The organism is Citrobacter sp. Cpo089, from assembly GCF_030332695.1.
In the GTDB taxonomy this organism is placed as follows: Bacteria; Pseudomonadota; Gammaproteobacteria; order Enterobacterales; family Enterobacteriaceae; genus Citrobacter; species Citrobacter portucalensis.
The window spans coordinates 22,589-37,285 of the sequence record NZ_JAOWHJ010000028.1 but is presented as its reverse complement, the minus strand read 5'-3'; the positions used below and the strand labels follow the sequence as shown (position 1 = coordinate 37,285).

Here is a 14,697-nt window from a genome sequence, read left to right as displayed (position 1 = left end):
CGCCGCCTTCCGGCAAATATTACCCCAACAGCTTCTTTGCTTCGCGTGCAACGTTGTCCATCTCATCCAGAAGCTCTAAAAACTCAGGTTCCAGCTCTTCTTCTTTGGTTCCACTGCGTAGCTGTTGTTCAATGAGCTGACACAGGTTTTTCATGCGGGGGACACCACTATAACCGCAACTGCCGTGCAGCTTGTGAATCATATCCACTAGCCCTTCGGGGTTCTCTCCGACCAGTTGCTCTTCGATTTTGTTACGCACCTCAGGCAGAAAATCGATCAGCATTTGCAGCATATCCCGCGCCAAATCGTTCTTACCCGCGGCTTGCCTTAATGCCAGTTGCCAGTCGAGCGTCGTGTTCGGATTGACGACTGGCTCAAGAGGTTCTGCGGTGAGTGCCCGCAGCGATGTGCTTGCACCCGGTTTGTAACGTAACAGCAGATTATGTAGCTTATCTTCCTCGATAGGCTTCGCCAGGTAATCGTTCATCCCGGCGCTGAGTAGCTTCTCTTTCTGCCCGGCCATGGCGTGTGCGGTGACCGCAATGACAGGTGTCTGCTGTTGATGAGGAAGCTGGTGGATAAGTTCACAAGCGCGAATGCCGTCCATATCAGGCATCTGAATATCCATCAGGATCAGATCAAATTGCATTTGTCTGGCGCGATCCACCGCCTGATGCCCGCTGTCGCAGAGCACGACGTGCTGTACCTTATCTTCCAGCAATGCGCCAATCAGCTTGAGGTTCGCCGGGTTGTCGTCTACCGCCATGACGGTCATCGCGATTTTGCTCTCGTCTACCAGCAGCGGATCCGCGCTGTGGTTCAGCTGACAATACTCTGTCAGCGCAGGCAGTAAGCGGGTTGAGGTGAGCGGTTTCAACAGACACGCCGCCGCGCCGCCCTGTTTTAACTTCTCGGCGTTAATCTGCGCATGGCAAGGGAGGGCCAGTAACAAAAAGTCGGTCATCGCCGCTGCGCTTGCCAGCCGCTCATGCTGCATGGTGAGCGGTTCGCGTAAAGTGACCGGAATGCCGAGCAGCAGAATATCGTAGTGATCCTTCGGCAGCCCGGAGAATGAAGGGCTGTAAATCACCTCCAGCGGTGTTTCACTCAATATATCTAACGTGCATTGTGCGGCGGTGGCGTTAGGTTCGACGTAGGCCAGTCGTTTACCGGCCAGGCAGAGCGTGGTTGAGCGGTCAACGAGAACATTAGGGTTAAGATCGAGGCTGATATGGAACCAGAACGTGGAGCCCCGGTTCGGCTGGCTGTGGAAGGATATATCCCCACCCATTTCGTTGACCAGTTTTTGCGTAATGACCAGGCCTAGCCCGGTTCCGCCATGACGCCGGGAAATACTGGCATCCGCCTGGCGGAAGGCCTGGAACAGACGGGATTGATCGCGCTCAGGAATACCGATCCCGGTATCGCGGATTTGTACTTCAATTTGCACTTTCGTGTTACTAAGGGCTCGCTTCTCGACCAGGATGTCGATGTTACCGCCTTCGGTAAATTTGATGGCATTGCCGACCAGATTGGTGATCACCTGCTGTAAACGCAACGGGTCACCGATGACGTTGTCCGGTACGTCATTCTTAATATTCAGCGTCAGCTCAAGCCCTTTATCATGGGATGAATGTGCTAACAGTGTGACGACATCATCCAGCGTGCTGCGCAGCGGGAACGGAATGCTTTCAAGAATCAGCTTGCCCGCCTCAAGTTTGGAGAAGTCGAGTACATCATTGATGATGGCCAGCAGATTGTTAGCTGAGCGTTCAATGGTATTCAGGTGATCGCGCTGTGTGGTGTTGAGTTCGGTTTTTAGCGTAAGACGGGTGAAGCCAATCACGCCATTCAGCGGTGTTCGCAGCTCGTGGGACATGTTTGCCAGAAACTCAGACTTAATACGAGCCGCTTCCTGGGCGCGTTTCTTCGCCAGATCCAGCTCGACGTTCTGAATTTCCATCTGCTCCAGCGTTTCGCGCAGGTCAGAGGTGGCCTGATCGATGTTGTGCTGCATCTCTTCATGGTAAGCCGCGAGAGACATCGCCATCGAGTTGATGCCATTTTTAAGCATATCCAGCTCGCCCAGCATGAAACCTTCCACGCGGCTGTCGAGCTGTCCTCTACGTATTCGGTCAACGGTATTCACCATATTGCGAATCGGGCCGGTCACGTCGCGCATAAGACGCCAGCCGAAAATTAACGCGATACCAATACAAAACAGCATCATTACGCTGGAGATAAAGATCTCTTTGTACTGCTGCAATCGTACGGACTTAAGGTCCAGCTCAAGCGCCACATACCCCAGCATATTTTTGGTGTTTTTCGCATCACTAACGGCGGATTCATCCGGTGAATAGCTTTCCGATATAATAGGGGTACGCAGGATCATGATATCCCCGTGCCGGGTGACGCTCAGCTTACGGGGAAACGGTGAACCGGTCGCCAACTGCATTTCAGACGGATCGAGATGAAAATTAGAGGTGACGAAAAGTCGGTTATTTTCGTCATAAACAGAAATTGCCCGCACGATATCGGAATGGCGACGATGCAGCACGCTGATAAGCTGGCCGATGGATTCCCTGTTTTGCAGGTTCATGCCATATTCGCTGGAGACCGCGAGTGGTTCAATGATGCTGGCACCAGCATCTTCCAGTTGACGCTGCAAGTCGTTATAGCGATGCACAACAAAAAAGATACTGAGCAACAAACCTATCAGGACGGTCGGGGCCAGGATCAGAATCATCATGCGTGCGCGCAGGCTGTAGTTGGTCATGGAGTTCCGTTATGGGACAATTAGGGTCACACTGTTAAATAGAGAAATATCTCGTCGATGGCGCAATTCTACTCTGCAAAACGACGCGTGACGACGCGTCAGATCATAACCGTTACCGTCAATGACCTCGATCCTTTTGGTCAGGGCGTCGCTCGCCATAACGGAAAGGCGTTATTTATACCGGAATTGCTACCCCAGGAAAGCGCCGAGGTGGTGATTACCGAAGATAAAAAACAGTTTGCCCGCGCGCAAGTAAAACGACGTTTAAACGACAGCCCACAGCGAGAAGTGCCACGTTGCCCGCATTTTGGCGTGTGCGGCGGTTGCCAGCAGCAGCATGCCAGCATCTCATTGCAGCAGCGTAGCAAAAGCGCGGCGTTGTCGCGTTTAATGAAATGTGAGGTGTCAGATGTTATAGCTGATGCCCCGTGGGGCTATCGTCGTCGCGCACGTTTGAGCCTGAACTATCGGCCAAAAGAACAAAAATTGCAGATGGGGTTTCGCAAATCCGGTTCCAGCGACATTATCGATGTCAAACAATGCCCTATTTTGGTGCCCCAGCTTGAGGCGTTATTGCCCCATCTCAGAGCGTGTCTGGAAAGTCTGCAAGGGTTACGCCATCTAGGCCATGTTGAGCTGGTACAGGCGGGAAGCGGAACCCTGATGATTTTGCGCCACACGGCGCCATTGAGTGCTGCGGATAAAGAAAAACTGGAATGCTTTTCGCATTCTCAAGGGCTGTCTTTGTTTCTGGCCCCGCAAAGCGAGATACTGGAATCAATATCAGAAGAATCGCCCTGGTATGACTCAAATGGACTACGGTTAACCTTCAGCCCGCGCGATTTTATTCAGGTCAATGAAGGGGTAAACCAACAAATGGTCGCCCGTGCGCTGGAATGGCTCGATGTACAACCTGAAGATCGTGTACTCGATTTGTTCTGTGGCATGGGCAATTTTACCCTACCGCTGGCAACTCGGGCAGCAAGCGTGGTTGGTGTGGAAGGTGTTCCTGCGTTGGTGGAAAAAGGCCGAGAAAACGCGCTGAATAACGGATTACACAATGTGACATTCTTTCATGAAAACCTTGAGGAAGATGTTACCCGACAGCCGTGGGCGAAAAACGGATTCGACAAAGTATTGCTCGATCCTGCGCGTGCGGGGGCTGCAGGTGTGATGCAACATATTATAAAATTAGAACCTATACGCGTTGTTTATGTATCCTGTAACCCAGCAACGCTGGCTCGTGACAGCGATGCTTTGCTCAACGCTGGATACGCCATACGGCGACTGGCGATGCTCGATATGTTTCCGCACACTGGACACCTGGAATCAATGGTCCTGTTTGAGCGTTTGTAATGAATTTTGTACCCATTGGATTTCGGGTTGTAATGCAGCATGAAAGACAATGGGTAGGGCTTGTCGACTTCGACAGGCCTGGCCCCTTAAGGAGAGGACAATGGTTGCGGTAAGAAGTGCACATATAAATAAAGCTGGTGAGTTTGATCCAAAGAAATGGATCGCGAGTCTGGGGATCTCCAGCCAGCAGTCGTGTGAACGCTTAGCCGAAACCTGGGCGTACTGCCTCCAGCAGACACAGGGGCATCCGGATGCGGATCTGCTGCTGTGGCGTGGCGTGGAGATGGTAGAAATTCTCTCTATGTTGAGCATGGATATCGACACGCTGCGTGCAGCAATGCTGTTCCCTCTGGCTGATGCCAACGTGGTCAGTGAAGACATCCTGCGCGAGAGCGTGGGCAAATCCATTGTTCATCTTATCCACGGTGTGCGTGATATGGCGGCGATACGTCAGCTTAAAGCCACGCATACCGATTCAGTTTCTTCCGAGCAGGTCGATAACGTCCGCCGCATGCTGCTGGCAATGGTAGATGACTTCCGCTGTGTGGTCATCAAGCTGGCAGAGCGGATTGCCCATCTGCGTGAAGTGAAAGACGCGCCGGAAGATGAACGCGTTCTGGCGGCAAAAGAGTGCACCAATATTTATGCGCCGCTGGCCAACCGTTTGGGAATCGGGCAATTAAAATGGGAGCTGGAAGATTATTGCTTTCGTTATCTGCACCCGGCTGAATACAAACGCATAGCCAAGCTGCTGCATGAACGACGTATCGACAGGGAACATTACATTGATGAGTTCGTCGGTCATTTGCGCTCAGAGATGAAAACGGAAGGCGTCAAAGCTGAAGTGTACGGACGTCCGAAGCATATCTACAGTATCTGGCGCAAAATGCAGAAAAAGCAGTTAGCCTTCGATGAACTGTTCGATGTACGCGCAGTGCGTATCGTGGCAGAGCGTTTACAGGACTGCTATGCCGCACTCGGGATAGTACATACTCACTATCGCCATCTGCCGGATGAGTTCGATGATTACGTTGCTAATCCGAAACCCAATGGCTACCAGTCAATCCATACGGTTGTGCTGGGGCCGGGCGGGAAAACCATCGAAATTCAGATCCGTACCAAACAGATGCACGAAGATGCCGAACTGGGCGTCGCGGCGCACTGGAAGTACAAAGAGGGTACCGCTTCAGGCGCGGCGCGTTCTGGTCATGAAGATCGCATTGCGTGGCTGCGTAAGCTGATTGCCTGGCAGGAAGAGATGGCGGATTCCGGTGAAATGCTGGATGAAGTCCGTAGCCAGGTCTTTGATGACCGCGTGTACGTCTTTACGCCAAAAGGCGACGTTGTAGACTTACCTGCGGGCTCCACGCCGCTCGATTTTGCTTACCACATTCATAGCGATGTGGGGCATCGATGCATTGGCGCGAAAATTGGTGGGCGCATTGTACCGTTTACCTACCAGCTGCAGATGGGCGATCAAATTGAAATTATCACCCAGAAACAGCCAAACCCAAGCCGCGACTGGTTGAACCCTAACCTTGGCTACGTAACCACCAGTCGTGGGCGTTCGAAGATCCACGCCTGGTTCCGTAAACAGGACCGTGATAAGAACATCCTTGCAGGTCGCCAGATCCTCGACGATGAGCTGGCGCATTTAGGCATCAGCCTGAAAGAGGCGGAAAAACACCTGCTACCGCGCTACAGCTTCAATGAGCTGGACGAGTTGCTGGCGGCGATTGGTGGGGGAGACATCCGCCTCAACCAAATGGTGAACTTCCTGCAGGCGCAGTTTAATAAGCCAAGCGCTGCCGAACAGGATGCCGCCGCACTGAAACAGCTTCAGCAGAAAACGCAGGCACCGCAGAGTCGTCGTAAAGACGACGGTCGTGTGGTGGTGGAAGGGGTAGGTAACCTGATGCACCACATCGCCCGCTGCTGCCAGCCGATTCCAGGCGATGAGATTGTCGGGTTTATTACCCAGGGACGCGGTATTTCCGTGCACCGGGCGGATTGTGAACAGCTGGCTGAACTGCGCTCCCATGCGCCGGAACGTATTGTTGATGCGGTCTGGGGCGAAAGCTACTCGGCAGGGTATTCGCTGGTGGTTCGCGTCCAGGCCAACGATCGCAGCGGCTTGTTACGTGATATCACCACGATCCTCGCCAACGAGAAGGTGAACGTGCTGGGAGTTGCCAGCCGAAGTGATACCAAACAACAGCTGGCCACCATCGATATGACCATCGAAATTTATAACCTGCAGGTGCTCGGGCGCGTGCTCGGCAAGCTGAACCAGGTACCGGATGTGATCGACGCACGTCGCTTGCACGGTAATTAATGATTTTGTAGGCCGGATAACCTTGTAGGCCTGATAAGACGCGTTAGCGTTGCCATCAGGCATTGCTATGTTGCTGGATGTCGGTTGTCGCGTTATCCGGTCTACTATATTGAAATTTCAGGACATTCCAATGAATCAAATCGACCGACTGCTCGGTATTATGCAGCGCCTGCGCGACCCGGAAAACGGCTGTCCGTGGGACAAAGAGCAGACATTCTCCACTATTGCTCCTTACACTCTCGAAGAAACCTATGAAGTGCTGGACGCGATTGCGCGTGAAGACTTTGACGACCTGCGCGGAGAGCTGGGCGACCTGCTGTTCCAGGTGGTGTTTTACGCCCAGATGGCGCAGGAAGAAGGACGCTTCAACTTTGATGATATTTGTGCTGCGATAAGCGATAAGCTTGAACGCCGTCATCCACATGTTTTTGCTGATGTTTCTGCCAGTAACAGTACTGAGGTTTTGACCCGCTGGGAAAAAATCAAAAGTGAAGAACGCGCCCAGAAGGCACAGCATTCCGCACTCGACGATATTCCCCACAGTTTACCGGCATTAATGCGCGCCCAAAAAATCCAGAAACGCTGCTCAAATGTTGGCTTCGACTGGAAAACATTAGGACCGGTTGTCGACAAGGTTTACGAAGAGATCGACGAAGTCATGTTTGAGGCTAAGCAGGCTGTTGTCGACCAGGCTAAACTGGAGGAGGAAATGGGCGATCTGCTGTTTGCTACGGTCAATATGGCCCGGCATTTAGGCACTAAAGCAGAGACCGCATTGCAGAAAGCGAACGAGAAGTTTGAGCGGCGTTTTCGTGAAGTTGAGCGAATTGTGGCTTCGCGCGGTCTGGAAATGACTGGTGTTGATCTGGAAACTATGGAAGAAGTCTGGCAACAGGTAAAACGGCAGGAAATTGATCTCTAAGGGATTTCGTCGGTCAAGGGCGATTTGTGTGATTTTTTAAATAACAAGCGCTTGATTTACGTCAAAAACATTTACCCCAAAGGGGCTATTTTCTCACTCCCGATGTTAATGTGAGCCTGGTGAAGAGGAGGAATAATGAAAGTTTGTGGCGCTCGTCATGTTCGGGTATACTACTTTCCCGTCTTGGTAATTCCATCGTTTCACCCTAACTTCTCAGGTCCAGCATGACAACGAACTATATTTTTGTGACCGGCGGGGTCGTATCCTCTCTGGGAAAAGGCATTGCCGCAGCCTCCCTGGCAGCCATTCTTGAAGCCCGTGGCCTCAATGTAACCATGATGAAACTGGATCCGTACATCAACGTCGATCCAGGTACTATGAGCCCAATCCAACACGGGGAAGTGTTCGTTACCGAAGACGGCGCTGAAACCGACCTGGACCTGGGTCACTATGAGCGTTTCATTCGTACCAAAATGAGCCGCCGCAACAACTTCACTACGGGTCGTATCTACTCCGACGTTCTGCGTAAAGAACGCCGTGGCGACTACCTGGGCGCAACAGTTCAGGTTATCCCGCACATCACGAATGCCATTAAAGAGCGCGTTCTGGAAGGCGGTGAAGGTCATGATGTTGTTCTGGTCGAAATCGGCGGAACCGTTGGGGATATCGAATCTCTGCCGTTCCTTGAAGCGATTCGCCAGATGGCCGTAGAAATTGGCCGTGAGCACACGCTGTTTATGCATCTGACGCTGGTTCCGTACATGGCGGCGGCAGGTGAAGTCAAAACTAAACCGACTCAGCACTCTGTAAAAGAGCTGCTTTCTATCGGTATTCAGCCAGATATCCTGATTTGCCGCTCCGATCGCGCAGTTCCGGCTAATGAACGTGCAAAAATTGCATTGTTCTGTAACGTTCCGGAAAAAGCGGTGATTTCTCTGAAAGATGTCGATTCCATCTATAAAATCCCGGGCCTGTTGAAATCTCAGGGCCTTGACGATTATATTTGTAAACGATTCAGCTTGAACTGTCCGGAAGCTAATCTGTCAGAATGGGAACAGGTTATCTACGAAGAAGCGAATCCGGCAGGCGAAGTGACTATCGGTATGGTCGGCAAGTACATTGAACTGCCGGATGCCTATAAGTCAGTTATCGAAGCGCTGAAGCACGGTGGTCTGAAGAATCGTGTCACCGTCAACATCAAGCTGATCGATTCGCAAGATGTCGAAACGCGTGGCGTTGAGATCCTGAAAGGTCTTGATGCAATCCTGATCCCTGGCGGCTTCGGCTACCGCGGTGTTGAAGGTAAAATCGCGACGGCGCGTTTTGCGCGTGAGAACAATATTCCTTATCTGGGCATTTGCCTGGGTATGCAGGTTGCGTTGATTGAGTTTGCACGTAACGTAGTGGGTATGGACAACGCCAACTCCACGGAATTTGTGCCAGACTGTAAGTACCCGGTGGTGGCCCTGATTACCGAATGGCGCGATGAAGACGGCAACGTCGAAGTCCGTACAGAGAAGAGCGATCTGGGCGGCACAATGCGCCTTGGCGCGCAGCAGTGTCAGTTGAGCGACGATAGCCTGGTTCGTCAACTGTACGGCGCGCCGACAATTGTTGAACGCCATCGCCACCGTTATGAAGTCAACAATATGCTGTTGAAACAGATTGAAGCTGCGGGTCTGCGTATTGCAGGCCGTTCCGGTGATGATCAGTTGGTCGAGATCATTGAGGTACCGAATCATCCGTGGTTCGTGGCCTGTCAGTTCCACCCGGAATTTACTTCCACGCCACGTGATGGGCACCCGCTGTTTGCCGGCTTTGTGAAAGCCGCCAGTGAACATCAGAAGCGTCAGGCGAAGTAAGAAGTAAATAAGTTAGAACGGCAATGCACCCATCAGGGTGCATTGTTTGTCTGGAGTTTTAGTTTAACTTGTACTGAGGAAAATCTAATGTCCAAAATCGTTAAAATCATCGGTCGTGAAATCATCGACTCCCGTGGTAACCCGACTGTTGAAGCCGAAGTACACCTGGAAGGTGGTTTCGTAGGTATGGCAGCAGCTCCGTCAGGTGCTTCTACTGGTTCCCGCGAAGCACTGGAACTGCGCGATGGCGACAAATCCCGTTTCATGGGTAAAGGCGTACTGAAAGCTGTTGCAGCTGTTAACGGCCCAATTGCTCAGGCTCTGCTGGGTAAAGATGCTAAAGATCAGGCTGGCATCGACAAGATCATGATCGATCTGGACGGTACTGAAAACAAATCCAACTTCGGTGCAAACGCCATCCTGGCTGTGTCCCTGGCGAACGCCAAAGCAGCAGCAGCTGCAAAAGGCCTGCCGCTGTATGCACACATCGCTGAACTGAACGGTACTCCGGGTAAATACTCCATGCCGGTTCCGATGATGAACATCATCAACGGTGGTGAGCACGCTGACAACAACGTCGACATCCAGGAATTCATGATTCAGCCGGTTGGCGCTAAGACTCTGAAAGAAGCCGTTCGTATGGGTTCTGAAGTGTTCCACAACCTGGCTAAAGTTCTGAAAGCTAAAGGTATGAACACTGCAGTTGGTGACGAAGGTGGCTACGCGCCGAACCTGGGTTCCAACGCTGAAGCTCTGGCTGTAATCGCTGAAGCGGTTAAAGCAGCTGGCTACGAGCTGGGCAAAGACATCACCCTGGCGATGGACTGTGCAGCTTCTGAATTCTACAAAGACGGTAAATACGTTCTGGCTGGCGAAGGCAACAAAGCATTCACCTCCGAAGAATTCACTCACTTCCTGGAAGAACTGACCAAACAGTACCCGATCGTGTCCATCGAAGATGGTCTGGACGAGTCTGACTGGGACGGTTTCGCATACCAGACTAAAGTACTGGGCGACAAAATCCAGCTGGTTGGTGACGATCTGTTCGTAACTAACACCAAGATCCTGAAAGAAGGCATCGAAAAAGGCATCGTTAACTCCATCCTGATCAAATTCAACCAGATCGGTTCTCTGACCGAAACTCTGGCTGCGATCAAAATGGCGAAAGACGCTGGCTACACCGCTGTCATCTCTCACCGTTCTGGCGAAACTGAAGACGCTACCATCGCTGACCTGGCTGTTGGTACCGCTGCAGGCCAGATCAAAACTGGTTCTATGAGCCGTTCTGACCGCGTTGCTAAGTACAACCAGCTGATTCGTATCGAAGAAGCTCTGGGTGAACAAGCACCGTACAACGGTCGTAAAGAGATCAAAGGTCAGGCGTAATCCTGTTCTTTAACTCTTAACGTAAAAACCCGCTGCGGCGGGTTTTTTTATGCCCTTAAAGCAGTAGAGGAAGGGTTGCGCTGGCGGTTTGCTGGCTCACATCACTGTACTTTTCATCCAGAGCAATCAGCGACGTAGTCAGTAGCTCTACCAACAGCATCACTCCCACCTTGGCGTTTAGCGCGCCAGCACTCAACGGACCTTCTGGTTTGGCTGCGACCAGTTGAATATCGCTCAGCGAAGCCAACGGGCTGCGCGGCGTATTACTTAACGCCAGTACGCGCACGCCTTGCTTACGCGCCAGTTTAACGACATGCAGTAGATCGCGCGTCGAACCTGAACTGGAAATCGCTACCACCAGCGTGTCTTTGTTAAGCGTTGTGGCGTTCATGGCTGCACGATGCATGTCACTGAACAATTGTGCAGGTTTGCCGAGGCGCAGGAGTTTGTAATGTAAATACTCCCCCAGAATAGCGCTGGCCGCTACGCCATAAATCTGTACCGACTGGGCCTGATGCAGTGCCAAAGCGGCGGATTCCAGTAATGTCCTGTCGAGTAATTTTGCTGTGTCCTGCAACGCTTGTACGGATTCATTGACCACATTGTCAATTTCATCCCCGCTGTGCTCTACCGGCTGTCCTTGCTGGAGATCGAGTGCCAGCGCCATTTTGAATTCGTTATAACCCTTACACCCAAGTGCGCGGCACAGACGTGTGACGCTCGCCTCGCTGGTGTCGCTTTCACGCGCCAGTTCGGTAATCGTCAGGTAGACAACTTTTGCCGGATCGCTGAGCACAAACTCTCCCAGCTTCTGCTGTGTTCGGCTATATCCGTCAACGCCCTGGCGCAATCTCAGCAGCAGGTTTTCATTTTCTGACATGCAAAATCCTTAATGCGTTTCTCTGTTGATAGTGTGGCGGAAAGCAGGGGAGAGATGCCAGTCATTTTAAAAAAGTATGATCGGCTTCCTGGATTCTGATGATAATTTTCATTATATATATTAAATATGATAAAAATTTTCATCATTAATCGGAGAGATGAAAAAATGATGCAAATGTTTAGCGGCGCTTCATCGGGCGCATGGTTCGAAAAGGCACAGCGGTTCGGCAAATCGTTCATGCTGCCGATTGCGGTACTGCCTGCTGCGGGGCTGTTGTTAGGGATTGGCGGCGCGCTGTCGAATCCAAACACATTGACTGCTTATCCATTTTTGGACGTTGACTGGTTACAGGCAATTTTCACGATCATGACCAGCGCAGGTTCTATTGTGTTTGCCAACCTGTCGGTGCTTTTTGCGGTAGGTGTCGCAGTAGGACTGGCGAAAACGGATAAAGGCACCGCCGGGCTTGCGGCATTGCTGGCATTTCTGGTGATGAACGCCACCATCAACGCTTTATTGACGCTCAACGGAACGCTGGCGCACGAGAATCCCGGTGCCGTAGGCCAGGGGATGACGCTGGGTATTCAGACACTGGAAACGGGTGTGTTCGGTGGGGTGGTGATTGGGCTTGTCACCTGCGCGCTGCATAGCCGTTTCAATAAAGTCTCATTACCTCAGTTCCTTGGTTTCTTCAGCGGTTCGCGCTTTGTACCGATTATTAGCTCCCTTGCCGCGATTGTCGTGGGTGCGGTCATGACGGTGGTTTGGCCGCATTTCCAGAAACTCATTTTTGGACTGGGTGGTCTGGTGGATGCGACAGGCTATCTGGGGACGCTGTTGTATGGCTTCATCCTGCGTATGCTTGGCCCACTGGGTTTACACCATATCTTTTATTTGCCGTTCTGGACGACAGCGCTTGGCGGAAGTGAAATCGTCAACGGCCAGTTAGTTGAAGGTACTCAGCGTATTTTCTTCGCGCAACTTGCCGATCCGAATACGCAGCAGTTCTATGCGGGCACCTCGCGCTTTATGTCCGGGCGCTTCATCACCATGATGTTTGGCCTGCTTGGCGCATGTCTGGCGATGTACCACACCGCCAGGCCTGAGAACAGAAAACTTGTCGCTGGTCTGCTGTTGTCAGCGGCCCTGACCTCTTTCCTGACAGGTATCACTGAGCCTATCGAGTTCTCCTTCCTGTTTGTCGCACCCGTGTTATACGTCATTCACGCCTTCTTCGATGGTCTGGCGTTTATGATGGCGCATATTTTACATATCACCATCGGGCAAACCTTTTCGGGTGGGCTTATCGATTTCCTCCTTTTCGGCGTGCTACAGGGGGAAGCTAAAACCAACTGGATGTACGTCCCCATGGTGGGGATCCCGTGGTTCTTCCTTTACTACTTCACCTTCCGCTATTTGATTAACCGCTTTAACTGGTTGACACCAGGTCGTGAAAACGCAGCGCCGACTGAATCCGGCCTGCCGCAGAGTGAGCGAGCTGCGGCAGTGATCGCCGGGCTGGGAGGCAAAGAGAATCTGGAAGAGGTGGATTGTTGCGCCACACGCCTGCGCGTGACGGTGAAAGAGAGCAGCAAGGTCGATGAAGCGGCGCTGAAAGCGACCGGAGCCCGTGGCGTCATTATTCGCGGCAACGGGGTTCAGGTGATTTATGGCCCGCATGTCACCATCATTAAAAACGAAGTCGAAGAGATCTTATCGTAATGAAAACTGTACTGGATTCCCTGAAAGGTAAATTAATTGTCTCCTGTCAGGCGCTGGAAAATGAGCCCCTGCACAGCCCGTTTATTATGTCACGTATGGCGCTGGCGGCAGCGCAGGGCGGTGCGGTAGGTATTCGTGCGAACAGCGTGGTGGACATTCGCGCGATCAAAGAGAGCGTCTCCCTGCCGGTGATTGGGATTATCAAGCGTGATTATCCGGGTAGCGATGTGTTTATCACGGCCACTTTACAGGAAGTCGATGAACTGATGACCGTTGAGCCGGAAATTATTGCTCTGGATGCGACAGCGCGCCCGCGCCCCGGTGGGCAATCGCTGGAAGAACTGGTCACGCAAATCCGCGCTCGCTATCCGTCCGTACTGCTGATGGCGGATATTGCCACCGTAGACGAAGCGGCGACCGCCGAGCGCCTGGGTTTTGACTGTGTGGGCACCACGCTCTACGGTTATACCGCTGACACTGCCGGGCATGTGCTGGCGGAAAACGACTGCGGTTTTTTACGTGATGTGTTGGCTGCGGTCAGCGTCCCGGTTGTGGCGGAAGGGAACGTTGATACCCCTGAACGTGCTGCACGATGCCTGGCATTAGGCGCTCATACCGTGGTGGTTGGTGGAGCTATCACGCGCCCGCAGCAGATAACGGCACGCTTTGTCGCGGCGATCGCCTCGTAAAGCATCGATGGGGCATGATACTTTGGCGGGGATCTGCGATAATTATCGTTTATCCCCATATTGAGAGCGCTATGCAGTACCCGATTAACGAGATGTTCCAGACCCTGCAAGGTGAGGGTTACTTTACCGGCGTCCCCGCCATTTTTATTCGTTTACAGGGATGCCCGGTTGGCTGTGCCTGGTGCGATACCAAACACACCTGGGATAAGCTTGAGGATCGGGAAGTCTCCCTGTACAGCATCCTGGCCAAGACCAAAGAAAGCGATAAATGGGGCGCTGCGAGCAGCGAAGATCTGCTGGCGGTCATTTCGCGTCAGGGCTATACCGCCCGTCACGTGGTGATCACTGGTGGTGAGCCCTGCATTCATGACCTGATGCCGCTGACTGACCTGCTGGAAAAGAACGGCTTTAGCTGCCAGATTGAGACCAGCGGCACGCACGAAGTACGCTGTACGCCGAATACCTGGGTGACCGTATCGCCGAAGGTGAATATGCGTGGTGGCTATGATGTGCTGTCACAGGCACTGGAGCGCGCGAATGAAATCAAGCATCCGGTTGGCCGTGTCCGCGATATTGAAGCGCTGGATGAACTGCTGGCGACGTTGAATGACGATAAACCGCGAATCATCGCCTTACAGCCAATCAGCCAGAAAGAGGATGCGACGCGTTTGTGCATTGATACCTGTATTGCGCGAAACTGGCGTCTGTCGATGCAAACCCATAAGTATCTGAATATTGCCTGATAACTGTGCCGGGGGCGTTTCGCTTA

The 14,697-nt window shown here is 52.4% G+C and carries 10 protein-coding genes; 8 read left to right on the top strand and 2 right to left on the bottom strand.

What is annotated here, in order from left to right; all coding sequences use genetic code 11:
* Nucleotides 1-19 precede the first annotated feature (19 nt).
* The gene (gene barA / locus OGX92_RS04020; protein WP_003825687.1) at nucleotides 20-2,776 is read right to left on the bottom strand and encodes a two-component sensor histidine kinase BarA; all 2,757 of its coding nucleotides are present in this window, start codon (nucleotides 2,774-2,776) and stop codon (nucleotides 20-22) included.
* Nucleotides 2,777-2,833: 57 nt separating this feature from the next.
* On the opposite strand from barA, the gene rlmD reads away from it, so the two are divergent.
* The 5 genes from rlmD (at nucleotide 2,834) to eno (ending at nucleotide 10,637) form a co-directional block, all read left to right on the top strand.
* Nucleotides 2,834-4,132 (top strand): 23S rRNA (uracil(1939)-C(5))-methyltransferase RlmD, encoded by a 1,299-nt coding sequence (rlmD, locus tag OGX92_RS04015; protein ID WP_008785684.1) that lies wholly within the window; start codon nucleotides 2,834-2,836, stop codon nucleotides 4,130-4,132.
* A gap of 100 nt (nucleotides 4,133-4,232) precedes the next feature.
* Nucleotides 4,233-6,467, top strand: a complete 2,235-nt coding sequence (relA, locus tag OGX92_RS04010) for a GTP diphosphokinase (RefSeq protein ID WP_003825690.1) — start codon at nucleotides 4,233-4,235, stop codon at nucleotides 6,465-6,467.
* Between the two features lie 130 nt (nucleotides 6,468-6,597).
* Nucleotides 6,598-7,389, top strand: coding sequence for a nucleoside triphosphate pyrophosphohydrolase (mazG, locus tag OGX92_RS04005; RefSeq protein ID WP_286586264.1), 792 nt, complete (start codon nucleotides 6,598-6,600; stop codon nucleotides 7,387-7,389).
* 224 nt (nucleotides 7,390-7,613) lie between these two features.
* Nucleotides 7,614-9,251 (top strand): glutamine hydrolyzing CTP synthase, encoded by a 1,638-nt coding sequence (gene pyrG / locus OGX92_RS04000; protein WP_003034127.1) that lies wholly within the window; start codon nucleotides 7,614-7,616, stop codon nucleotides 9,249-9,251.
* Nucleotides 9,252-9,338: 87 nt separating this feature from the next.
* On the top strand, nucleotides 9,339-10,637 hold the full coding sequence (gene eno, locus OGX92_RS03995; RefSeq protein ID WP_003034129.1) for a phosphopyruvate hydratase: 1,299 nt from the start codon (nucleotides 9,339-9,341) through the stop codon (nucleotides 10,635-10,637).
* A 55-nt stretch (nucleotides 10,638-10,692) separates the two neighbouring features.
* Here the strand turns inward: eno and OGX92_RS03990 are convergent, their stop codons facing one another.
* A complete protein-coding gene (locus tag OGX92_RS03990) occupies nucleotides 10,693-11,517 on the bottom strand; it encodes a MurR/RpiR family transcriptional regulator (RefSeq protein ID WP_063940947.1) in 825 nt (274 codons plus the stop codon).
* Nucleotides 11,518-11,682: 165 nt separating this feature from the next.
* On the opposite strand from OGX92_RS03990, the gene OGX92_RS03985 reads away from it, so the two are divergent.
* The 3 genes from OGX92_RS03985 to queE all read left to right on the top strand — a co-directional run bounded on the left by OGX92_RS03985 (nucleotide 11,683) and on the right by queE (nucleotide 14,671).
* Nucleotides 11,683-13,239, top strand: a complete 1,557-nt coding sequence (locus OGX92_RS03985; RefSeq protein WP_003825703.1) for a maltose/glucose-specific PTS transporter subunit IIC — start codon at nucleotides 11,683-11,685, stop codon at nucleotides 13,237-13,239.
* Nucleotides 13,239-13,928, top strand: a complete 690-nt coding sequence (locus OGX92_RS03980) for an N-acetylmannosamine-6-phosphate 2-epimerase (RefSeq protein WP_126317481.1) — start codon at nucleotides 13,239-13,241, stop codon at nucleotides 13,926-13,928. Before OGX92_RS03985 ends, OGX92_RS03980 begins: the two co-directional genes overlap by 1 nt.
* Before the next feature lie 71 nt (nucleotides 13,929-13,999).
* Nucleotides 14,000-14,671 carry a 7-carboxy-7-deazaguanine synthase QueE gene (queE, locus tag OGX92_RS03975; RefSeq protein WP_286586263.1) on the top strand — a complete coding sequence of 224 codons (672 nt, stop codon included), beginning with the start codon at nucleotides 14,000-14,002 and terminating at the stop codon, nucleotides 14,669-14,671.
* Nucleotides 14,672-14,697: the final 26 nt, after the last annotated feature.

Coding starts and splice junctions, on each gene's coding strand:
- barA (WP_003825687.1), bottom strand. CDS start 2,776: ATGACCAACTACAGCCTGCGCGCACGCATGATGATTCTGATCCTGGCC.
- rlmD (WP_008785684.1), top strand. CDS start 2,834: ATGGCGCAATTCTACTCTGCAAAACGACGCGTGACGACGCGTCAGATC.
- relA (WP_003825690.1), top strand. CDS start 4,233: ATGGTTGCGGTAAGAAGTGCACATATAAATAAAGCTGGTGAGTTTGAT.
- mazG (WP_286586264.1), top strand. CDS start 6,598: ATGAATCAAATCGACCGACTGCTCGGTATTATGCAGCGCCTGCGCGAC.
- pyrG (WP_003034127.1), top strand. CDS start 7,614: ATGACAACGAACTATATTTTTGTGACCGGCGGGGTCGTATCCTCTCTG.
- eno (WP_003034129.1), top strand. CDS start 9,339: ATGTCCAAAATCGTTAAAATCATCGGTCGTGAAATCATCGACTCCCGT.
- OGX92_RS03990 (WP_063940947.1), bottom strand. CDS start 11,517: ATGTCAGAAAATGAAAACCTGCTGCTGAGATTGCGCCAGGGCGTTGAC.
- OGX92_RS03985 (WP_003825703.1), top strand. CDS start 11,683: ATGATGCAAATGTTTAGCGGCGCTTCATCGGGCGCATGGTTCGAAAAG.
- OGX92_RS03980 (WP_126317481.1), top strand. CDS start 13,239: ATGAAAACTGTACTGGATTCCCTGAAAGGTAAATTAATTGTCTCCTGT.
- queE (WP_286586263.1), top strand. CDS start 14,000: ATGCAGTACCCGATTAACGAGATGTTCCAGACCCTGCAAGGTGAGGGT.